The sequence below is a fragment of the Gottfriedia solisilvae genome, from assembly GCF_002128405.1.
GTDB lineage: Bacteria > Bacillota > Bacilli > Bacillales > Bacillaceae_G > Gottfriedia > Gottfriedia solisilvae.
This window is the reverse complement of sequence record NZ_NETJ01000004.1, coordinates 34,455-57,387: the sequence shown is the minus strand read 5'-3', so window position 1 is coordinate 57,387 and position 22,933 is coordinate 34,455. Positions and strand designations below refer to the sequence as shown.

Here is a 22,933-nt window from a genome sequence, read left to right as displayed (position 1 = left end):
AAAGTCAATTACAAAAATGCGCTTAACTCGCTAAGTACTTCATCTCTTTCGTTTAAGAAAAAGCTTTGAAGGTGATTAATTGCATACTTTTGTTGTTCAGATGAGAGTTTAGTTAATTTTGACATATTTTACCTCACTTGAATTGTTAATGTTGAAATTATTATTTCCTATATATATAGTATCTTTATTAATTTCTATTTTTGCAAAAAATTTAGCGTGACAATAAAACTTTTTTAATAAAATAGTACACTGCTTGAAAATACTTTTTAATTGCTTTAAGATTAGAATGAGAATAAAATGAGAATGAACTAAAATAGCCATTTTCTATTTTATAGAAATTTTATTTGTTAAGATTATGGAGGGTAAACAATGGGAGCTTCTACATTAAAAATACAAGACCTTCAAGTTGCTATTGAAGGTAAGCAAATTTTAAAAGGTGTAAACCTTGAAGTAAAAGGTGGAGAAATCCACGCAATCATGGGACCAAATGGTACAGGTAAATCTACTTTATCTTCAGCTATTATGGGTCATCCAAAATATGAAGTTACTGGTGGAAGCATCGAGCTTGATGGCAACGATGTATTAGAAATGGAAGTTGATGAGCGCGCTCAAGCAGGTCTTTTCCTTGCTATGCAATATCCAAGTGAAATCAGTGGCGTTACAAATGCTGATTTCTTACGTTCAGCGGTAAACGCTCGTCGTGAAGAAGGCGATGAAATTTCATTAATGAAATTTATCCGTACTTTAGATAAAAACATGGAATTCCTTGAAATGGATCCAGAAATGGCACAACGTTATTTAAATGAAGGTTTCTCAGGCGGAGAGAAAAAACGTAATGAGATTCTTCAAATGATGATGATTCAACCAAAAATTGCAATTCTTGATGAAATTGATTCAGGGTTAGATATTGATGCATTAAAAGTAGTATCTAAAGGTGTTAACGAAATGCGTGGAGAAGAGTTCGGTTGCTTAATCATCACTCACTACCAACGCTTATTAAACTATATTACGCCTGATTTCGTTCACGTAATGATGCAAGGTCGTATTGTAAAATCAGGTGGTCCTGAATTAGCAGCTCGTTTAGAAGCTGAAGGATATGACTGGATTAAACAAGAGTTAGGTATCGAAGACGAGACAGTTGGGCAAGAAGCTTAATCGGATAGGAGGGGATTCTCATGACAACTGGTACTACAATTCCATTTAGTCAAGAAACAGTAAAGCAGCTTTCTGCACTGCGTAATGAACCAGCTTACTTCACAGAGTTCCGTTTAAACGCACTTGCTAAAGCTGAAACACTTTCTCTACCAAAACCAGATAAAACGAATATCTCTAAATGGGATTTCTTTGGTAAAGAATTTGATGTAACTACTGGCAATGTTCCAACGAAGGATCAATTACCAGAATCAGTTACATCTTTAATGAACGAAGATGCTGATCAATCAGTATACGTACAATACAATGGTTCACCTGTATATCACGCGCTTTCAACAGAAGCAAAAGAAAAAGGTGTTCTATTTATTGACTTACACACAGCTATTAAAGATCATGAAGACCTTGTTAAAAAGTATTTCATGACAGAAGCTGTAAAAGTAGACGAAAACAAATTAATCGCATTACATGCTGCATTAGTAAATGGTGGTGCATTCTTATACATTCCTAAAAATGTTGTTCTTGAAAAACCAATTCAAGCAATTTTCGTAGTGGATGGAGAAACAGTACCTGCTTACAATCACGTGTTAGTTGTAGCGGACGCTAACAGTGAAGTAACTTATGTAGAAAACTATGTTTCAACTTCACAAGACTTAAACGGCGCTGTTGTAAATGTAGTAACTGAGGTAATTACTTTAGATAATGCTAAAGTACGTTACGGTGCAGTTGATACATTAGCAAAAGGTGTAACTGCTTATGTTGTACGTCGTGGTCACGCTGGTCGTGATAGTAAAATTGAGTGGGCACTTGGTCTAATGAACGATGGAAACTCAGTATTTGAAAACGTTACGAACCTAATTGGCGACGGATCATTTGGAGATATGAAAATGGTAACTGTTGGTCGTGGTGAGCAAACGCAAAACTTTACGACGAGCATTATCCACTTTGGTAAAGGTTCAGAAGGTTGGATCTTAAAGCATGGTGTATCTAAAGATGCAGCAACTTCTATCTTTAATGGAATCGGAAAAATTGAGCACGGTGCTTCTAAATCTAATGCACAACAAACTTCTCGTGTGTTAATGCTTAGTGAAAAAGCTCGTGGAGATGCAAACCCAATTCTATTAATTGATGAAAATGATGTAATGGCAGGACACGCAGCTTCAGTTGGTAAAGTAGATCCTACTCAACTTTACTACCTAATGAGTCGTGGTATTCCGAAGAAGGAAGCAGAGCGCTTAGTTATTCACGGATTCTTAGCACCTGTAGTTTCGGAATTACCGGTTGATGAAGTTAAAAAAATGCTTGTTGATGTAATTGAGAGGAAGGTTAAGTAATGGATGTTAAATCAATCCGTGAAGCCTTTCCTATTCTAAATCAAGAAGTAAATGGACATCCTTTAGTGTATCTGGATAGCGCAGCAACTTCACAAAAACCTGTACAGGTAATTGAGGCAGTTTCTAACTATTATCGAGAAATTAATTCCAATGTTCATAGAGGTGTGCATACGCTAGGAACAAAAGCGACAGATGCATATGAAGGAGCTCGTGAAAAAGTTCGTAAATTCATTAATGCCTCTTCAATGGAAGAAATTATTTTCACTAGAGGAACAACAACGGCAATCAATACAGTCGCTGCTAGTTATGGCAGAGCTAACCTGAAAGCTGGAGATGAAATAGTGATCTCTTATATGGAGCATCATAGTAATATCATTCCATGGCAACAGGTGGCAAAGGCAACTGGCGCAACGCTTAAATATATACCTTTAGAAGAAGATGGCTCGATTAGTATCGAGCAAGCAAAAGCTACAATTAATTCTAATACGAAAATTGTTGCTATCATGTATGTCTCAAACGTACTTGGTTCAATTAATCCTGTAAAAGAAATTGCAGCAATTGCACACCAAAATGGAGCAGTTATGCTTGTTGATGGTGCACAAAGTACACCGCATATGAAAGTGGATGTACAAGACTTAGATTGTGATTTTTATGCATTATCTGGTCATAAAATGTGTGCTCCTACAGGTATTGGTGCACTTTATGGTAAAAAACATCTTCTTGAAAACATGGAACCAATTGAATTTGGTGGGGAAATGATTGATTTCGTTGACTTACAAGATTCAACTTGGAAAGAACTACCTTGGAAGTTTGAAGGTGGTACACCAATCATTGCTGGTGCAGTTGGATTAGGTGCAGCAATTGATTTCTTAAATGACATCGGTATGGACAATATCGAAAAACATGAGCATGAGATTGTAGATTATGCACTGGAACAGTTATCTTCTGTAGAAGGTATCACAATCTATGGTCCAAAACATCGTGCGGGTCTTGTAACATTTAATATTGATGATGTTCACCCACATGATCTAGCGACTGTTTTAGATGTTGAAGGCATAGCAATACGTGCAGGTCATCATTGTGCACAGCCATTAATGAGATGGTTAAAAGTATCTGCAACTGCTCGAGCAAGTTTTTATTTGTATAATACAAAAGAAGATGTAGATGCTTTTGTAAGAGGACTAGTAAAAACGAAGGAGTACTTTAGTGATGTCTATTAATCGTAATATAGATCTGGATGCATTGTATCGTCGAGTGATTATGGACCATTATAAAAACCCTCGTAATAAGGGTGTTGGGGCTATCTCTGATGGTGACTTAACAGTTAACATGAATAACCCAACTTGTGGTGATCGAATTGAATTGCGTTTAAAAGTTGAAGATGGTATCGTATCTGATGCTCGTTTTGACGGTGAAGGTTGTTCCATTTCAATGGCATCTGCTTCAATGATGACACACGCAATTAAAGGTAAGAAAATTGAGGAAGCATTAAATCTTTCTCATATATTTTCTGACATGATGCTTGGAAAAGAATACGATGATTCAGTTGAATTAGATGATATTGAAGCATTGCAAGGTGTTTCGAAATTTCCTGCACGAATTAAATGTGCAACACTTGCATGGAAAGCGATGGAGAAGGGGTTAAAATCAGAAGAATAATCTTCTGAGCTTTAATCCTCTCTTCTATTAGAAGGGAGTATGAATGATGTCTACGAATTTACCAGATATTAGTGATTATAAATATGGGTTTCATGACCGTGACGTATCAATCTTCCGTTCAGAGCGTGGTTTAACAAAGGAAATCGTTGAAGAAATTTCACGTATGAAAAATGAACCACAATGGATGTTAGATTTTCGTTTAAAATCTTTACAATATTTCTATGATATGCCAATGCCTCAATGGGGTGGAGACATGTCTGATTTACGCTTTGATGAAATTACTTATTATGTAAAGCCATCAGAGAAAACAGAAAAATCTTGGGATGAAGTACCTGAAGAAATCAAAAATACATTTGATAAACTAGGTATCCCTGAAGCAGAACAAAAGTATTTAGCGGGTGTTTCTGCTCAGTATGAATCTGAGGTAGTTTACCACAGCATGAAACAAGATTTAACTGATCTTGGTATTCTTTTTACTGATACAGATACAGCTTTACGTGAGCATGAAGAAATCTTCAAAGAGCACTTTGGTAAAGTAATCCCACCAACAGATAACAAATTCTCAGCATTAAACTCTGCGGTTTGGTCAGGTGGATCGTTTATTTATGTACCAAAAGGTGTAAAAGTAGATACGCCTCTACAAGCATATTTCCGTATTAACTCTGAAAATATGGGACAATTTGAACGTACGCTAATTATTGCTGACGAAGGTTCAAGTGTACACTATGTTGAGGGTTGTACAGCTCCTGTTTATACAACAAACTCACTTCACTCTGCAGTAGTTGAAATCATCATTAAAAAAGATGCTTACTGCCGTTACACTACAATTCAAAACTGGGCGAACAATGTGTTCAACTTAGTTACGAAGCGTGCTGTTTGTGAAGCAAATGCAACAATGGAATGGATTGATGGTAACATCGGTTCTAAACTTACGATGAAATATCCTGCAGTTATTTTAAAAGGTGAAGGTGCTCGTGGCCTTACACTTTCTATCGCAATTGCTGGTAAAGGTCAACACCAAGATGCTGGTGCAAAAATGATTCACTTAGCACCAAATACTTCTTCTACAATTGTTTCGAAGTCAATTTCAAAACACGGTGGTAAAGTAACATATCGCGGTATTGTTCACTTTGGTCGTAAAGCTGCTGGATCTCGTTCAAACATTGAATGTGATACATTAATTATGGATAATGCATCAACTTCTGATACAATTCCATACAATGAAATCTTAAACGACAATATTTCTCTTGAGCATGAAGCGAAAGTTTCTAAAGTGTCTGAAGAGCAATTATTCTACTTAATGAGCCGCGGTATTTCTGAGCAAGAAGCTACAGAAATGATCGTTATGGGATTCATTGAGCCATTTACAAAAGAATTACCAATGGAATATGCTGTTGAAATGAACCGTCTGATTAAGTTCGAGATGGAAGGATCAATTGGCTAATATTCTTTAAAGTTAAGAAGGCGGACTGCTTAGGTTCGTCTTCTTTTTTTTCGGTAATATCGAGATAAATATCATCTGTTATTTTGATTGTTTAATGATCTAGGCAGTTTGGCACGTATTTAATACTTACTCCTGATTCAAGTAGCAGAACAACATGAGTATGTCAAAAACATGTGTCCTTTTTTGTATCCTACACCAGCTGTTTTGCAGTAATCACGAATGGAATTTCTAACTTTAAAGGTGTTAGTTAATGCCCATGACAGTTCTGAAAAACAATACCATCTTCATTTTCGATGAAACCTCTCGTTTCCTATTATCAATTCATTTTGCTTCAGTTTAAACTTCTTTAATTCACTCAATAATTTCTCTTCCATTTTTCAAGGGCTCTCAACCAATTTGGTTGGGGGTCTTTTTTATACAAAAAATGCTTTTGTCTACACAAGATGTTATGTATACGCATAGTCTTTATAGAAATCCTTAATTCCCTATTAACTAGGTTCTGGAGGGGAAACTTAATATGCAAAATAGAAACAATAGTTCCATTTATATTATTTCAGGTCCATATGGAGTTGGTAAATCGACAGTTTCAAATGCACTTGCCCAGGAGATAGAAGAAGCTGCATTAATAGAAGGTGACTTAATCAAATTAATGTTCAGAGGAAAAATACAACCTCCGAGGGAAGAAATGAGAGCTATTATATGGAAAAATATTCTCTCATTAACAAGGAACTTCCTTGAAAATAACATTAATGTAATTATAGATTATGTTGTTTACAGTGAGTTAGAGTGGTTAGATAAGCACTTATCGGATTTAAATGTAAAAATTCATTATGTCGTATTACGGGCAGATGATGAAACGATTATTAGACGATTAAATCAAAGAGGGGATGATTATTTAATAGAAGGATCTTTATATTTATTAGACAAACTTGAAAACTTTTTACCAAACAAAAACTATCTCTATGACACAACAAATAAACAGCCAGGTGAAATTATTCATGATTTAATAAGCCGGTTCGATCAATTTTGTCTATAACTTTGACTACACTAACATTTGGATGTCAGTTTTCCCTAGCTCTCTCCTGTCCTTCTTAAATACTTTTCCGTTTCAAGTAAGCCTCATTTTAACTCTCCTTTCTAAAATGCGTTTTGAATGTTGGATATGCCTAAACAATTTTCAAAATTAAGAATATGTTATTAAGAAATGGACACGGCAACTAATCGATGTTTATTCAAAGAAGCAGAATGTCTCGAAAGGAGAGAAAAATGTGAAGGTCATAATTCTAGCTGGGGGGTTTGGCACAAGAATAAGTGAAGAAACCCATTTAAAGCCGAAACCTATGATAGAGATTGGCGAAAAGCCCATCTTATGGCATATCATGAAGCTTTACTCTAGTTATGGATATAACGACTTTATTATCTGTTTAGGGTATAAGAGCCATGTAATCAAGGAGTATTTTTTAAATTATTACTTATATAATTCTGATTTAACACTTGATTTTCAGAAGGGAAATGAATTTATTATTCACCAGCATTCGGTTGAACCTTGGAGGGTTACATTGGTTGACACTGGTTTAAATACAATGACTGGTGGCCGAATTAAGAAAGTGCAGGATTATGTTGGTAATGAATCTTTTATGTTGACTTATGGTGACGGAGTAAGTGATGTAAATATTAAGGAATTAGTAGAATTCCATCGCTCACATGGGAAGTTGGCTACATTAACAACTACACAGCCTCAGGGCAGATTTGGAGTTTTATCCTTGTCCAATGATCAGAAAGTAGAGAAGTTTCAAGAGAAAATACCAGGAGATGGCGGTTGGATAAATGCTGGCTTTTTTGTATTGCAGCCAGAAGTATTTAATTACCTGAATAACGGTGAACAAACCATATTTGAAAAGGAGCCGTTAGAAAACCTTGCTAAAGATGGTCAATTAATGGCATATAAACATAATAGTTTTTGGTATCCAATGGATACTTTGCGGGATAAGAAATATTTACAAGAAATGTGGGAGTCCAGTAAAGCTCCTTGGAAAATATGGGATAAAAATAATTAAGAACAACAGTTTTTAGTTTATGCCTCTGTAATTGGTGCAATTGTTTTATTTAAAAGAATGAATGTGGAGGTAGATAACTTGGATTTATATGAAAAACACAATATCTATCAGTCAGATCTTCAATATATATTTAAAAATCTTGATCAGACAGAAATAGAAAAACTTAAGGATTCAACAATCCTCATTACGGGTTGCGCCGGATTCTTAGGCTATTATTTCATGTCATTTTTATCTGATTATTCAGCGCAGCTTGGTATTAAAAAGATTATTGGAATTGACAATTTTAAACTAGGGAAACCCAAATGGATTAAAGATTTAAAGAAATTAAATCCAAAGATTGGATTATACATGTTTGATATTACTGAGTTTTCATTATTTGATACTAATAAAATTAAGGATGTTGATTTTATTATCCACATGGCTTCGATTGCCTCACCAACCTTTTATAGAAAATATCCTCTTGAAACCTTAGATGCTAATGTAATAGGACTAAGAGCTTTGTTAGATTTTTATAAGGATAAAAACATTAAAGGGTTCTTGTTTTTCTCCAGCAGTGAAGTTTATGGTGATCCATTTCCGGATTACATTCCGACTTCCGAGGAGTATAGAGGAAATGTGGCTATGATAGGACCGCGCGCATGCTATGATGAGGCAAAACGATTCGGAGAGACGTTATGTTACTTATATGCCGAAAAATTTGGTATGCCCATTTCAATTGTCAGACCATTTAATAATTATGGACCCGGAATGAGGCTTAATGATAAAAGGGTACCAGCTGATTTTGCAAAAGCCATTATTGAAAATAAAAAACTGATTATGCACTCCGACGGAAAACCAACTCGAACATTTTGTTATGTTACAGATGCCATCACTGGTTATTTAAAGGCGCTACTATATGAACCATTTGACTACTTTAATATAGGAATAGATACACCCGAAATTTCAATCAAAGAATTAGCTCAGATATATAAGGATGCAGGCTCAGAAAATTTTGGTTTTAATCAGTCAATAGAATTTAAAGAATCGGAAGAAAAGAGTTATCTAACACATAACCCATTAAGAAGATGTCCTGATATTTCAAAGGCAAGAAAACTTTTAAACTATTCTCCTTCAATATCAATAGTTGAAGGTGTCAATCGCTTTCTAAGCTTTTTGAAGGAAGAAGGTGAAATTCATTGATTACTGTAATTGGCCTTGGATTTGTTGGATTGACTACGGCTTTAGGATTTAGCGAGAAAGGGTATCATGTTTACGGTTTTGATATTGATCAAAAGAAGAAGGAGCAATTAAGAAATGGTAAGATTCCCTTTTATGAACCTAATCTTAATGAAAAATTAAATAAGCACTTAAATAAAGGTTTTACGATTACAGATGATTTACAGGAAGCTGTAATCAACAGTGAAGTTATCTTTCTCTGTGTAGGAACACCGAGCAAAACGGATGGTAGTGCGGATTTGGGATATATCTTGGAAGCAATTAAAAATGTTGCAGGCTATATAAAAAAGCCGGAGTTTAAAGTATTAGTGATCAAATCGACTATTCCTCCATCCACAACAAGTGAAAGGATTAAACCCTATCTGGAAAATTTAGGTTTTAAGGTTGGAGTTGAAATTGGCCTAACCAATAATCCTGAATTTTTAAGAGAAGGATATGCTTGGGACGATTTTATGAATCCAGATCGTATTGTTATTGGCCAGGATGATGATAAAAGTGGACGGATAGTCGAAACGACATACCACACTTTTAATGCTCCGATTTACCGGGTTTCTTTAAATACTGCTGAATTTATTAAGTATTTATCGAACACGATGCTGGCAACTCTTATCAGTTTTGCAAATGAACAGTCACTAATTGCCAGGTCCATCGGAAATATTGATATAAAAAAAGCATTTCAGGTCTTACATCTTGATAGAAGATGGAGTGGCGCACCAGCTAATATGACATCTTATGTATTCCCAGGTTGTGGATTTGGCGGCTACTGCCTTCCTAAAGATACGATGGCTTTAGTTAGTCAGGCCTTAAAGAATTCTTACACACCAGAACTATTAACAAGTACCCTAAAAGTAAATGAAGCCATTAAAGAATTTGTTGTCAGTGATGTAGAAAGAATAGTTGAAAAGAATGAAAATATAGGAATCCTCGGGTTAGCATTTAAGCCAAATTCAAATGACATTCGGGATACACCGGCAAAAGCTATTATTCAAGGTTTGCTTCAAAAAGGGTACAAAAATATCATCGCCTATGATCCTATGGCAAACGAAGAGTTTAAAGAGGTATATGGATTTCCTATTCAATATTCTCCTAACTTATCATCACTGCTTTCAATGGTTAATCATGTTGTAATTTTAACAGCTTGGGATGAATTTATTAAAAATGAAGAGTCGATAAAGAAAAAGAATGTTTTCGATTATCGTTTTATTTACCAATAGTTAACGATAAAAGGGATACCTAAGCGCTGCAGACTAAATTTTAAACTTGAAAGGAGTTTGAACAGTTGAAACATTATTACTGCTCAACCTTTAGTAAGGATTACGCCTATAAAGGTTTATTATTATACAACTCAATTGAACAACATGATAAAGATTTTCATTTTTTTATGATATGTCTTCATGAAGAAGCAAAAAAATTATTTGAGAAAATGAACCTAACTAATGCAACCATAATAAGTTTGGAAGAGATTGAAAAGGAAGACAAAGAATTACTTTCGGTAAAAAGCTCTCGAAATGACAAGGAATATATTTGGACCTGTAAAGCGTCGGTATGTATATATCTATTAAACCAATTCGAAGAAATCGATCATATTGTATGGCTGGACGGAGATACCTTCTTTTTTTCGAATCCGGAACCTATTTTTACCGAATGGGGAGAATACTCTGTTACGCTAACAGCTGAAAAATGGCTTGAGGAACATAGTATATTAGGCGAAACGAACGGCATCTATAATACCGGTTTTATGGGTTTTAAAAGAGATGAATATTCGATGGTATGCCTTCATTGGTTTAGAGAGAAGCTGATAGAATGGTGTTTTGACAGATGGGAAAAAGGACGTTGGAGCGACCAGGTATATGCAAATGATTGGCCGGTAAGATTTCAGAATATTGGTATTATTGAGAATGTAGGGGTCAATCTTACTCCTTATATCATAAATTACAGGTTAATAGAAAGTCCAGTTATTAAAAAAGACAAAGATATATTTATAAATAATGAAAAAATAATATTTTTCCATTTTTATGGGTTTAAATACTATGATGGCAATGTCTTTGATATTTGTAATTATGTAATGAATTGCAGAGATGACGTCACTAAGCATATTTATATTCCCTATATAAATGCCTCAATAGCAATGATGAATAAAATAAAAGAAGTGGACAGTAACTTCGTTCAAGAAAAGAGTAAAAAAGATTATCATATAAGAAATTATTTTAACCTTAAAATAAATTCGTCAGCAGATAAAGAAAAAAATAACCTATGTACAATTATAGGCAAAGAATCCCTAGAACAAGGTTTAGCACTTTTTAACTCCTTAAAGAAGAATACACCCAATTTTCAACTATGGATTTGCTGTCTAGATGAGAGCACCTATTCCTTCTTTTACAAATTGAATTTAGATCATGTCATTCTTATCAATTTAACAAATCTTGAAGGCAACGAGTTATTAAGTATCAAAGATACTCGAAACCCTGAGGAATATAACCGGACATTAAAACCTTCCTTTATTTCATATATTTTTAAAAATAATTATCAAGTAAATTCTCTTGTTTATACCGACGTTGATAACAACCTTTATATAGATTTTAATAACTTATTTTATGAATTGAAGCGTGGGAACTCTCTTTTAATTTTCAGGAGGCCGGTTACTTCTGAAGAAGAAAAGAATTATGGTGTGTATGATGCTGGACTAATAGGATTTAACAGAGATGAAATCGGACTAGAATGCCTGTACAAATGGAAGAAGGATTGTATTAATTGGTGTTTTAACAAAGTGGAAGTAGAGCTATGGTTAGACCAAAAGTATTTAGACCAATGGCCGAATAAGTTTTCAGGTTTAAAAGTCATGGAGAGTCCCACTAGAACTTTTGATCCAGAAAAATAACTTTGGAGGAATTTATGGCAGCGACTAATTATTTTTATAATCAAAAGGTTTTAATTACTGGAGCAAATGGATTCATTGGATCTCATGTCGTGCAAAAAATGGTAAATGAAAAAGCTGATGTATCCATTATAGTTAGGGAATCATCCGATTTATGGAGAATTGAAGAATTAAAAAAGGATATTAACATCCATCTGATTGATTTAAGAGATTCCGTTTCAATTGACAATTGCGTAAAACAGATTAAGCCAGAATATATTTTTCATGTTGGTGCGTATGGGGTAGATTCTAGACAAAAGGATTATTTAACTGCAGTTAACACCAATATCATAGGGACTATGAATATGTTAAATTCTTTAAAAGGTGTAGGGTGCAAGAAATTTATTAATGTAGGTACTTGTATGGAGTACGGTGATAAAAAGGATATTATCAAAGAGAACTCTCATTTAGAGCCCGATAGTATATATGGAAGTACTAAAGCCTCATCTTCCATTATTTCCCACCAAATTGCTGCGGAAAATGAAATAGATATTGTAACTCTGAGGCCTTTTGGTGTATTTGGAGAGAAAGAGGGAAGTCATAAATTCTTTCCTTATATTATTTTATCTAATTTAGATGGCAAAGATGTTAATTTAACTCCGTGTGAACAATATCGGGATTATTGTTATATAGAAAATATTATTGAAGGTTTTATTTTGGCTGCCCAAAATGAAACTATTAAAAACGATATGTTCAATATAGGCAGTGGTGCTATTTATAAGCTAAAGCACTATGTTGACATGATTTACAATGAAATGACCCCAAATAAAAAACCAAATTATGGTGCACTTCCTTATAGGGAAAATGAAGTTTGGAGACAACAGCCTGATACCACTAAAATTAAAACCCTTTTAAAATGGGAACCTAAAATAAGCCTCCATGATGGCATAAAAAGAACCATTGATTGGTATACAAGAAATAAAGAAAAATTTAAAGGAACAGGTAGATAAAGGAAGACGGTAATAGGGTGGGAAGGAGTTGTTATTTTGGAGAAAGGATTTGAATTAATTTCCATTCGACCTTTTGTAGATAAGCGAGGAAGTCTAAAAAAAATTGTAATGAAAAGTCAGTTAGTGGAAAATGTACAAATTGAAGAGGTGTACCTGCTGTATTCTGAAAAGGGAAGTGTTAGAGGGAACCACTATCATAAAAAAACTTTAGAGTATTTTGTGATTGTTAGTGGGAAGGCAAAGGTTGCACTAAAGAATCTGGAAACAGGTACATTGGAAGAAATCAATATTTCATCAAGTGATAATTTGATTTTAAAAGTTACACCCTATGTAGTGCATGCTTTTAAAAACGAAGGAGATCTGCCGTTAATCATGCTTGCTGTTTCATCTAAGGAATATAATAAACTTGATACAGATACATTCAATATGGAAATCTTACAATAAATAATTTTCATCTAAGGCCTAGATGGAAGGATCAATTGGCTAATATTCTTTAAGGATAAGAAGGCGAACTGCTTAAGTTCGTCTTCTTTTTTTTGATCTAATTTACCAATGTAATAAAAGGGATGATCGAATTTATGTTTTATTTGTGACAATTAAAATCTATAATTAATTAAGTTTATTTAGTTTTTATCAAAGAATGGAGTGGTTAGATGAATTTTAATCTGAATGAAGCAATTGAGGTTTTAGAACGCACCCCACTAACATTAGAATATTTTTTATCAGGTCTTTCCAATAGATGGTTACAAAGTAATGAAGGTGAAGGAACATGGAATGTTTCTGAAGTGATTGATCACCTAATAGAAGCAGAGGAAACAAATTGGATGGCAAGAATTGAATGCATTCTAGGTGAAGATGAAAATAAACATTTTCCTTTATTTGATCGTTTTTCGCACTTAAATAAAGAACAGACTAAGTCGATTGAAGGGAGAGTGCTTGAATTTAAGTCAATTAGGGCTCAAAATATCGCAAAACTACAACTGCTAATAGACCCTGAAGAACATCTTGAGTTATCTGGTATTCATCCTGAATTTGGCAGTGTTAAACTAAGAGAATTGCTGTCTACTTGGGTTGTCCATGATTTGACACATATCAGTCAAATAGTCAGGGTAATGTCAAAGAGTTACGGAGAAGATGTTGGACCATGGAAAGAATATTTAAGTATACTTAAAAAGTAGATTTTCATCATTAGTATTTTAGTATCAATGAGAATCCTAACAACAGTACTCGAAGAAATTCGAGTTTTTTTGTGTTAAACTATTATTTATCATAAAGAGAGATTAATACAACTAACGTTACTTAAGGAGAGAAATAGGGGTTGGACATTTTATTACAGGTTCTTATACTACTGAGTATAGGATTGGTAGCAGGAACAGTCGGTTCGCTAGTTGGTCTAGGCGGAGGAATTATTATTGTTCCGATGCTTTTAAATATAGATCGGTTTTTAACTGCATTTTCGACGGTACCGATTCATGTTGCAGTTGCTACTTCTTTAGTTACAATCGTATTTTCCTCACTTTCATCAACTCTTGCTTACCATAAACAAAAAAGAATTGATTTTAAGAGTGGTCTTTTATTTTTAATCGGAAGCGTTCCTGGGAGTCTGCTAGGTACTTATATAAATTCGCTTTTAAATACTGAACGTTTTACATTATTTTTTGGGATTCTTTTAGTTTGTATTTCTGCATTTCTATTTGTTTCAACTAAACTGAATAGAAAATCAAAAGAAATATATAAAGGTGTTATTCGAACATATACAAATGATGAAGGTGAAGCATATACATATAGTTATAGTCTACCATTGGCTATCGGATTATCTATTTTGATTGGTCTAATCTCAGGTTTATTTGGGATTGGTGGAGGCATTATGTTGGTTCCAATGATGGCCTTTTTATTTGGTTTTCCGCCACAACTCGCTGTCGCAACATCGATGTTTGTAGTGATGTTTACGACTCTTGGAAGTTCTATTTCGTATTTAGCGATTGGATCAATAAACTTCTATTATGCACTTTTATTAATACCAGGTGCATGGTTTGGTGGAAAGATTGGTGCCTTTATCAATCAAAAATTAAAAACAGAAACAATTGCCTTGTTGTTAAGACTAGTCGTTTTAATATATGGTATAAAATTGATGTTAGAAAATATATAACGAAGGAGTGGAACAATGGATTCAAATAATCAAAATTTAAATATTCGATTGTTCCATACAAATGACATTCATAGTCACTTTGAAACTTGGCCAACAATTGTGGGGCTATTAAAATCGAAAAGGGAACTTGCTAGAACAAATGGTGAAGAATATTTAACCTTTGATATTGGAGATTTCGTCGACCGATTTCATCCAATTTCTGAAGCAACTATAGGAAAAGGGAATGTAAATCTATTAAATGAAGCAGAGTATGATGCTGTTACGATTGGTAACAATGAAGGAATAACTTTAGCTAAAGAGGATTTACTAAAATTATATGAGCATGCAAGTTTTGACGTTTTAGTAAGTAACTTAATGATCAAAGAGGAAAATTCGAAAGCATTCAGTAAGCCGTATGAAATCTATGAGAGAAATGGCTTGAAAATTGGCGTTATTGGATTAACGATTTCTTATCCAGTTTTTTATGATTGTCTTGGTTGGAGTATTCAAGACCCTATAGAAAGTCTAGAACAAATACTCCCGATCGTTACTGAACAGTCAGATATCGTTATCGTACTTTCACATTTAGGGTTAAAAATCGATCAAATGATTGCAAAACAATTCAAGGGAATCGATGTGATTCTTGGTGCCCATACACATCATTTGCTACCTAACGGAGAATATCTAGAAAATACATTATTATGTGGAACCGGCAAACATGGTAATTATCTTGGTGAAGTATTGTTGACTGTGAACAAACAGACGAAACAAATAATCAATAAAACTGCATCGGTTATAGAAATACATAATATACCGAAACATTACCAAGATGAACCTACAAGCCATTATTTAGCATATTTAATGAGAATGAGCGAAGAAATTCTTAGTGAACCTACCGCTCTACTCTCAAAAAACTTACCAACAAACTGGTTTAAAGAAAGTTTACTTCCAAGAATTTTGGCAAATTCTTTAAAGCAGTGGACAGAGGCCGATATTAGTTTAATTAATGCTGGGATTTTACTTGATGGTCTAAACAGAGGTGTTGTGACGAGAGGTCATATTCATCGTATTTGCCCACATCCAATCAATCCATGTACAGTTTATTTATCTGGATCAGAATTACTAGAAGTAATCAACCGTGGAGAAGAAAAAGAGCTAGTGCATTTAAAAATGAAGGGTTTTGGATTTAGAGGTAAAGTGATTGGGATGATGGTATACGACGGGGTCACAATTGTAAATAGGCATGTAAAAAGACATCTTTACCGTGAAGATATATTTATTAATGGTGAAATGTTAGATTTATCGAGAAACTATAAGTTAGGCACATTAGATTTATTTACTTTTGGGAAATTTTTCCCACAAATAAGTGAAGCGAAAAATAAGAAATACTATATGCCTGAATTTATCCGAGATGTGTTACTTTGGGCTCTAAAAAGTATGTAAATTTGTATGGTAGACAGGTTCATTTATTAAATTTTTCTCATATTTTAGAATGAGAAAGGAGCGGTGAACTTGATTCAACTAACACCTATTAAGATTGAGGATCATACATTTAATGCGGTAACTGTCCTTCTTCCAAAAACTACTTTATTAGTCGTTATGAATGATAAAGGGTATATTATGTGTGGGGCTTTAGATGTCGCACTTTTAAATGAGAGGCTTCTTGATCGCAAAATTATTGCCGGTCGAGCAGTCGGAGTCAAAACAATTGAAGAGTTATTAAATGCCCCATTAGAATCAATTACTGTTGAAGCCGAAAGACTCGGGATTCAAAAAGGTATGATTGGAAGGGAAGCATTATTAAAAATGTTATAAAATCAGCCACTAAATTTCGTTTAGTGGCTTAATTTTTTTAAAATTTAACCGTTATAAATAGTATAATAAAGTAAAATATAGTCAGAAAAAGTAGAAAAATCTATTCAGGTGCTAAAAATCAACTAGAATCTTATTAAGAAATGACATCACGAATTTACTCATCTGAGCAACCATATATTTAATAAAAAGTATATCAGGGAGAAAACTATGAGAATTGTCGTGACTTCAACTCTTGTTCCAGGCACACTTTTAGGGAAGCCAATTTATAATGAACAGGGAAAAATTTTAGTTAATGCTAATGTTCCTTTAACAGTGATGATGATTAATCGTCTACATAAGTTAGGTATATCCTATGTCTTCATTCACGATCCTCTTTCTGATGGCTTAGAATTAGACTCTACTATTTCAGACGAGCTTAGAATTGAGAGTACCAAAAAAATTGAAGATGCTTTTGTAAAATTTAAAAATGAAGAGCTTCACCTTAGATGGCTTTCACTAGAAAAGTCGGCTCCTCAATTAAAAGGCATAATTGAATCATTGTTAAAAGAATTAAGGAATAACAATGATATGCTTTCACTATTAACGGACGTATTTTCTTATGATGAGTATATATTTACGCATTCATTAAATGTCACAATGTACTCACTAGCAATCGGTACGAAATTAGGGTTAAATAAAAGCCAATTAGATTTATTAGGTCTCGGGGCACTGCTACACGATGTTGGCAAAATGGTGGTACCGATTCAGATTTTAGATAAACCAGAACGTTTAACTGAAGAAGAGTATGAATTAATTAAAAAACATACGACTGCTGGATATGAAATTCTTAGAGAAGTTCCTAATATTCATTCAGTTGTGGCGATTTGTGCACTACAACATCATGAACGTATAAATGGAAGCGGTTATCCAAAAGGGATATCTGGAGAAGAAATGCATCTGTACTCTAAAATAATAGCGATTTCGGATGTTTTTGATGCGGTTACTTCTAACAGGGTATATAGAAAAGCGATGTTACCTCATGAAGGATTAGAGCTTTTATACAGCGGGAGTCATAAGTTGTTTGACGCAAAATTAGTCCGATTATTCAGAGATTCATTGTCGATTTATCCTACAGGCTTAACTGTTAAACTAAATGATGGTCGTCGTGGGATCGTTGCCAGACAAAATGCAGCATCATCTGATCGTCCAATTATTCGTATTATTGAAGAAAATGGATATGAAGTAAGTATTCCATACGAAGTGAATTTGTTTGATGACCTGCATTTATTGATTACAGAATGTGATACAACTTTAAAACAAAGAGTATTTCAATAAAAGATGTTCCATGTAAGATGGAACATCTTTTTTGTATTGAAGAGAAGATGAATGAACATGCCATGACATGCATACCCATTTAATAGGGGGGCATGGATACGGATGAAAAAATTTAAACACAAACGTGTTCCAGGAAATAGATTTATTACGAAAAAAAAATCACAGGGTGTTTTTAAATCTAATTCTTTTAAATCAATTCCAGTTCTACAATCATTTCGAAAAAAGCTACCTAATAAGTATGTCGTCATTGTCCTGTTACTATTTATCCTTGGTTGTTATGGCTTTTGGAAAGTTGATAAGATTTTTTCTCCTACAATTTTAAAGTATTCAGAAAAGCAAACGAAACGGATTGCCAATCTTGTCATAAATGAAGCTTATGAATCTGCTTCAAAAGAACTGGAAGGGCAGGATATTATTATTCGCGATGTTGATCAAAATGGAAAAACAGTTATTAGTACAAATACTTATTTAATCAATAAAATAATCGGTTCAACGACAAGTAATGTTGAAGAGAATATTCGAAGAGTTGAACAAGGAGATCTTTCGTTTCTATCTTTATCAAAATCTGAATTAAAGAAGATGAAAAGTGATAATGAAGGATTTTATATAGACGTACCAATTGGGGTCATGACAAACACCGTGTTGTTAGGAAAACTTGGACCGACAATTCCTGTTCGATTCTCAGTAGTTGGAGATGCAGTTGCGAATGTATCACAAAAGGTAAAGCCATTTGGATTTGATAATTCAGTTGTAGAAATTATCATGAATGTTGAAGTAAATATGAATGTCATTATTCCATTTACCTCCAAATCGACAAAGGTTAAAGTACAAGTGCCAATTGCATCTGAGATTATTGACGGGGAAGTTCCAAGCTATATTCCATTTGCACCAAATCAAACGACACCTAATACGACTAATAAAAAATAGGCTCTGTTAAAAGAATGTTGATTTCCACTCCAATTACTCTCGAACCGGCTATCCTCTTTTCATACTCTTGATGTATTTAGCTAAAATAAACAATTAATATTAACAGAGCCAAAAAATAAAAAGCAGACACCACAATGTCTGCTTTTTAATTTGATCAGCTACTTCTTCGTGCTATTCGATCTTGTCTCTCCCATAATCGAAGCCTTGGAAATGGATCAAAAGACCATTCTGAGTAGCCATTATCCTTGTAAATTCCATAATGTAGATGTGGAGGGAATTTGCCTGATGTTCCAGGAGGACCGTATCCAGTACTGCCAACATAGCCAATAATTGTTCCTGGCTCTACTACCTGACCCTTTAGTATTTCTTTATTAAATCCACCTAAATGTGCATAGTAATGATAGTTATTATTTAAATCACGTATTCCAATTCTCCACCCACCAATACGGTTCCAACCTTTTGTTTCAATAACGCCATAGCAGGTTGCTCTAACAGGCGTACCATAGTTTGCGAAAATATCTGTCCCTTCATGTACTCTTCGTCCTCCAAAGCTACGAGGAGCACCCCAAGTACTTCGATAACTATGTTCACTCCGGATTGGTAGCGGGAATGCATTTCCTGTAATATTGAGTTTTCCAAAGTATTGATATATACGTGCATATTCATCGATTATATCAACGGTAATCGCTCTTTGGTAATAATCCCATAACATCATTCTAATATACTGCCTTGAAGGTCCATAGAAATGTAAACGATGTATGAATGCAAATAATAAGTCTTCGTCGTCTTGGATTGAAGCTTTACCATCGTTATTACCATCCATTCCTATTCCACCAAATAAATGAATGGTTGGAAGGTAAGAGTCTTCTTTAACTGGATTGACTAATCCGCTCCAGTCTTCAGGCTTAATATAAATTGAAAGTACGCCATTTTCACGTTTAGGAATATCATTTCTTACACTTCGGACGTTTCGCTCATATGTATCAATTGCTGCGAAATAGTACCATGGAATAAAAGTTAATGCTTCGCCTTTTTTATATAATGACATTCGTTCCAGGTCTAACTTTGCCTGGTCAATTTCCTCAGCACCTGCAAATGATGGTGTTATGAAGATAACCACCATACAAAAGAGTACAATTATTTTTTTCAAAACCATCATCCCTTAATTAGATTTTCTTCTTTAGTTTGGTTAAAGGAGCGACTTTCATAGATGGAAATTATAGGGAGATATAGACGAAAGTTTTTCATCTCTGTGAAAAATGTAGTAATATATAGTAATATTGGAATTGATATTGAAATATGTCGTAAACGATAAACGTTGGAGGAATTTCAAATGGCATCAAAAAAAGAAGAGTATTTGAGAAAGCCTGAATGGCTAAAAATAAAATTAAACACGAATGAATCGTATACTGATTTAAAAAAGATGATGCGTTCAAAAAATCTTCACACAGTATGTGAAGAAGCTCGTTGTCCAAATATCCATGAATGCTGGGCAGTAAGAAAAACTGCTACATTTATGATTTTAGGAGCAATCTGTACACGAGCATGCCGTTTCTGTGCTGTTAAAACGGGCTTACCTACTGAACTGGATTTACAAGAGCCAGTACGTGTTGCAGAATCCGTTACACAAATGAATTTAAAACACGTAGTTATTACTGCAGTTGCACGTGATGATTTAAGAGATGGTGGAGCGGCGGTATTTGCTGAAACCGTTAAAGAAGTAAGAAAAGCAAATCCATTTACTACAATTGAAGTATTACCTTCTGATATGGGTGGTAAATTTGAAAACCTAAAAATGTTAATGGACGCTAAGCCAGATATTATGAATCATAATATCGAAACTGTACGCGATTTAACACCACGTGTGCGTGCAAGAGCAACGTATGAAAGATCTCTTGAATTTTTACGTAGAGCAAAAGAAATTAATCCAGATATTCCAACTAAATCAAGTATCATGCTTGGTCTAGGAGAAACAAATGAACAACTTTATGAAGCAATGGATGATTTACGCGCTGCAGGTGTAAACATTATTACGCTTGGACAATATTTACAACCAACGAAAAATCATTTACCAGTTAAGAAATATTACACTCCAGACGAATTTGCAGCGCTTAAAGAGGTTGCACTAGGAAAAGGATTCTCACACTGTGAATCTGGACCATTAGTTCGTTCATCTTACCATGCTGATGAGCAAGTTCAATCAGCTAAACAGGCACAATAATAAAAAGCACTAGCTAAAGCTAGTGCTTTCAGACTGCCTGACAAACGCTCGCTTTCTTCGTTGTTTCGCCTGCATGCGGTGCTCATTACCGTTTTAGGTAACTCCGCTCCTCTTCAGGCTTCACGCCTCGAAAGACAAGCGTTTTCAGGCAGTCTGAACTCTAATTTTACTCTCTACATACAAGAAGCACTAGCTTTTACTAGTGCTTTTCAAGTTGACATTAATGTGGATCATTAGACATTTTATCGAAGTGTAAGCTTTGTTTATCAACGTCGAAACCTTCTGCTAAAAATTTAATTTTTTCCTCTAATTGTGCGTCAGTTAAATCACCATATTTTTGAAGCTCTTCAATATTATTAAAATTTTCTACTCTATTTGATGTGTAAATATGATAGTAACTAGGTAAAGCAGAGCGGGCAGTTTTTTCAACTTGATGTCTAACTTTGTTTTGATCATCATGTGTACTATAAGCGATAAAGACTTCTTGATCAGTTACAAATGTAGCAGCATCATCAACTGAAGGGAGTTTAACTTCTAAATAAGAAATAAATTTTGCAACTTCTTGTTTATCGATTTTTAAAGTATATTCGCCATCTCTACCTGAAACCTCTTGCTTTTGTAGCCTAGAAAAGCCATAATCTTTGTAAGAAGATTCTTCTTTATTGTTCACATCACCTAGTTCCATTGGTGCTGTATTTAACTTTTTAGGCGTATTTGTTCTTTGCTCATCTTTATAAGAAGTATCCTCATATTCAAATTGTCTAGATTGACTTGGACCAAATGAACAACCACCTAAAAATGATAAAGTGATAAAACAAACTAAAATTTTGCGCATACCTAAAACCACCTTTTATTAGGATTGTAAAATTAGTATGCCAAATAAGTTGATTACATATTTATGGGAGTATAAGGAAGGAGAAATAATATGGTTTGCATTCAAAATACCTGTTATGAAATTGTTGAAGACTATCGTGAAGGCTTTAATGAAGAAGCTTTTAAAGCGAGATATGCAGAAATCCTTTCGAAGTACGATTATATCGTAGGCGATTGGGGATATGAGCAATTGCGCTTAAGAGGATTTTTTGATGACTCGCAAAAAAATGTACCATATGATTCTAAAATTAGTACATTGCGTGAATATATTTATGAATACTGCAATTTTGGATGTAAATATTTTGTCTTGAAAAAGATTAAAAACTAATTGGTGGTGTAGTACCCATCAATTTTTTTATTTAATTTTTGTGGATAATTATTTTTAGATTTTTTTAAATAGTGAAAAATAATGTGGATAAGTGTAAAGAATGAGATTAGTTTGTGTATAAGTTAGAACTTAATCACAAAAAGAGTGGACAACTTTAATTGTTATCCACTCTTTTTCAATTCGATTAAGGTTATCCACAAAAAAATCTAAATTAATAAATTATCTCACTAAGGAAATCTAATAACTCTGCGGCTTTTTCTTCTGTGATTCCAAAAGCAAATTCTAAATAACCTTCTTCTTTCAAATCATCTGATCCAATAATTGCAAAACGGTTACTTTGAATGTCTAATACAATAACTTTTCCGTAGTGACGATCAGAATAAATTAAAGCAAGGTCATGCCTTTCTTCATCTCCCATAAAGCTTACAAATCTTGTTTTAGCTTGAGTTACATCATCATATAAGAAAAAACGTTCACCCATTATTTGTTACCCCCTAATTTTATCATTCAATATATTTTTCTTAAAATATTTACATTTTTGATGGGATTTTCAATTTGAGTAAACATATATAATGCTGTTTTAACTACAAAGTTCAACAGATTAA

23 protein-coding genes are annotated in these 22,933 nt (G+C 33.9%); 20 read left to right on the top strand and 3 right to left on the bottom strand.

The features are described 5' to 3' along the window. Positions 1–369: 369 nt before the first annotated feature. The 18 genes from sufC (at position 370) to yunB (ending at position 18,906) form a co-directional block, all read left to right on the top strand. Positions 370–1,155: a Fe-S cluster assembly ATPase SufC gene (sufC, locus tag CAB05_RS13480; protein WP_088000587.1), complete on the top strand. Its 786-nt coding sequence runs from the start codon at positions 370–372 to the stop codon at positions 1,153–1,155. Positions 1,156–1,175: 20 nt separating this feature from the next. Then, positions 1,176–2,483 carry a Fe-S cluster assembly protein SufD gene (sufD, locus tag CAB05_RS13475; protein ID WP_088000585.1) on the top strand — a complete coding sequence of 436 codons (1,308 nt, stop codon included), beginning with the start codon at positions 1,176–1,178 and terminating at the stop codon, positions 2,481–2,483. Continuing rightward, positions 2,483–3,703, top strand: a complete 1,221-nt coding sequence (locus tag CAB05_RS13470; RefSeq protein WP_088000583.1) for a cysteine desulfurase — start codon at positions 2,483–2,485, stop codon at positions 3,701–3,703. The genes sufD and CAB05_RS13470 overlap by 1 nt, the downstream gene beginning before the upstream one ends. Continuing rightward, positions 3,693–4,142 carry a Fe-S cluster assembly sulfur transfer protein SufU gene (gene sufU / locus CAB05_RS13465; RefSeq protein WP_088000581.1) on the top strand — a complete coding sequence of 150 codons (450 nt, stop codon included), beginning with the start codon at positions 3,693–3,695 and terminating at the stop codon, positions 4,140–4,142. Before CAB05_RS13470 ends, sufU begins: the two co-directional genes overlap by 11 nt. A gap of 46 nt (positions 4,143–4,188) precedes the next feature. Further along, on the top strand, positions 4,189–5,586 hold the full coding sequence (gene sufB / locus CAB05_RS13460; RefSeq protein ID WP_088000579.1) for a Fe-S cluster assembly protein SufB: 1,398 nt from the start codon (positions 4,189–4,191) through the stop codon (positions 5,584–5,586). A gap of 517 nt (positions 5,587–6,103) precedes the next feature. Then, complete coding sequence (locus CAB05_RS13455; protein WP_088000575.1) at positions 6,104–6,622, top strand: P-loop nucleotide/nucleoside kinase family protein; 519 nt, start codon at positions 6,104–6,106, stop codon at positions 6,620–6,622. A 232-nt stretch (positions 6,623–6,854) separates the two neighbouring features. Then, the gene (rfbF, locus tag CAB05_RS13450) at positions 6,855–7,643 is read left to right on the top strand and encodes a glucose-1-phosphate cytidylyltransferase (protein WP_088000573.1); all 789 of its coding nucleotides are present in this window, start codon (positions 6,855–6,857) and stop codon (positions 7,641–7,643) included. 78 nt (positions 7,644–7,721) lie between these two features. After that, positions 7,722–8,822, top strand: coding sequence for an NAD-dependent epimerase/dehydratase family protein (locus tag CAB05_RS13445; protein WP_235821493.1), 1,101 nt, complete (start codon positions 7,722–7,724; stop codon positions 8,820–8,822). Further along, on the top strand, positions 8,819–10,072 hold the full coding sequence (locus tag CAB05_RS13440) for a UDP-glucose dehydrogenase family protein (protein ID WP_088000569.1): 1,254 nt from the start codon (positions 8,819–8,821) through the stop codon (positions 10,070–10,072). Before CAB05_RS13445 ends, CAB05_RS13440 begins: the two co-directional genes overlap by 4 nt. A gap of 65 nt (positions 10,073–10,137) precedes the next feature. Then, positions 10,138–11,736, top strand: coding sequence for a glycosyltransferase (locus CAB05_RS13435; RefSeq protein WP_088000567.1), 1,599 nt, complete (start codon positions 10,138–10,140; stop codon positions 11,734–11,736). 14 nt (positions 11,737–11,750) lie between these two features. Further along, positions 11,751–12,722, top strand: a complete 972-nt coding sequence (locus tag CAB05_RS13430) for an NAD-dependent epimerase/dehydratase family protein (RefSeq protein ID WP_167374472.1) — start codon at positions 11,751–11,753, stop codon at positions 12,720–12,722. Between the two features lie 36 nt (positions 12,723–12,758). Continuing rightward, positions 12,759–13,166 carry a polysaccharide biosynthesis C-terminal domain-containing protein gene (locus tag CAB05_RS13425; protein ID WP_158093268.1) on the top strand — a complete coding sequence of 136 codons (408 nt, stop codon included), beginning with the start codon at positions 12,759–12,761 and terminating at the stop codon, positions 13,164–13,166. Between the two features lie 209 nt (positions 13,167–13,375). After that, positions 13,376–13,900: a DinB family protein gene (locus CAB05_RS13420; protein ID WP_088000560.1), complete on the top strand. Its 525-nt coding sequence runs from the start codon at positions 13,376–13,378 to the stop codon at positions 13,898–13,900. 140 nt (positions 13,901–14,040) lie between these two features. Continuing rightward, positions 14,041–14,871: a sulfite exporter TauE/SafE family protein gene (locus tag CAB05_RS13415; protein ID WP_088000558.1), complete on the top strand. Its 831-nt coding sequence runs from the start codon at positions 14,041–14,043 to the stop codon at positions 14,869–14,871. A gap of 15 nt (positions 14,872–14,886) precedes the next feature. Beyond that, positions 14,887–16,293 carry a bifunctional metallophosphatase/5'-nucleotidase gene (locus tag CAB05_RS13410; protein ID WP_088000556.1) on the top strand — a complete coding sequence of 469 codons (1,407 nt, stop codon included), beginning with the start codon at positions 14,887–14,889 and terminating at the stop codon, positions 16,291–16,293. Between the two features lie 69 nt (positions 16,294–16,362). Continuing rightward, complete coding sequence (locus tag CAB05_RS13405) at positions 16,363–16,665, top strand: YunC family protein (RefSeq protein ID WP_088000554.1); 303 nt, start codon at positions 16,363–16,365, stop codon at positions 16,663–16,665. A 207-nt stretch (positions 16,666–16,872) separates the two neighbouring features. Next, the gene (locus tag CAB05_RS13400) at positions 16,873–17,979 is read left to right on the top strand and encodes an HD-GYP domain-containing protein (RefSeq protein ID WP_088000552.1); all 1,107 of its coding nucleotides are present in this window, start codon (positions 16,873–16,875) and stop codon (positions 17,977–17,979) included. A 102-nt stretch (positions 17,980–18,081) separates the two neighbouring features. Beyond that, complete coding sequence (yunB, locus tag CAB05_RS13395; protein WP_088000550.1) at positions 18,082–18,906, top strand: sporulation protein YunB; 825 nt, start codon at positions 18,082–18,084, stop codon at positions 18,904–18,906. A 154-nt stretch (positions 18,907–19,060) separates the two neighbouring features. Here the strand turns inward: yunB and CAB05_RS13390 are convergent, their stop codons facing one another. After that, a complete protein-coding gene (locus tag CAB05_RS13390) occupies positions 19,061–20,062 on the bottom strand; it encodes a M23 family metallopeptidase (RefSeq protein ID WP_142283114.1) in 1,002 nt (333 codons plus the stop codon). Between the two features lie 177 nt (positions 20,063–20,239). On the opposite strand from CAB05_RS13390, the gene lipA reads away from it, so the two are divergent. Next, the gene (gene lipA, locus CAB05_RS13385) at positions 20,240–21,127 is read left to right on the top strand and encodes a lipoyl synthase (RefSeq protein ID WP_088000546.1); all 888 of its coding nucleotides are present in this window, start codon (positions 20,240–20,242) and stop codon (positions 21,125–21,127) included. Positions 21,128–21,347: 220 nt separating this feature from the next. Here lipA and CAB05_RS13380 read toward each other — a convergent pair whose 3' ends face one another. After that, positions 21,348–21,962 (bottom strand): YhcN/YlaJ family sporulation lipoprotein, encoded by a 615-nt coding sequence (locus CAB05_RS13380; protein WP_088000544.1) that lies wholly within the window; start codon positions 21,960–21,962, stop codon positions 21,348–21,350. A 90-nt stretch (positions 21,963–22,052) separates the two neighbouring features. Between CAB05_RS13380 and CAB05_RS13375 the strand changes: the two genes are divergently transcribed. Beyond that, the gene (locus CAB05_RS13375; protein ID WP_088000542.1) at positions 22,053–22,328 is read left to right on the top strand and encodes a YutD family protein; all 276 of its coding nucleotides are present in this window, start codon (positions 22,053–22,055) and stop codon (positions 22,326–22,328) included. Between the two features lie 211 nt (positions 22,329–22,539). On the opposite strand, the gene CAB05_RS13370 is transcribed toward CAB05_RS13375, so the two are convergent. After that, positions 22,540–22,809: a DUF3055 domain-containing protein gene (locus CAB05_RS13370; protein ID WP_088000540.1), complete on the bottom strand. Its 270-nt coding sequence runs from the start codon at positions 22,807–22,809 to the stop codon at positions 22,540–22,542. Positions 22,810–22,933 lie beyond the last annotated feature (124 nt).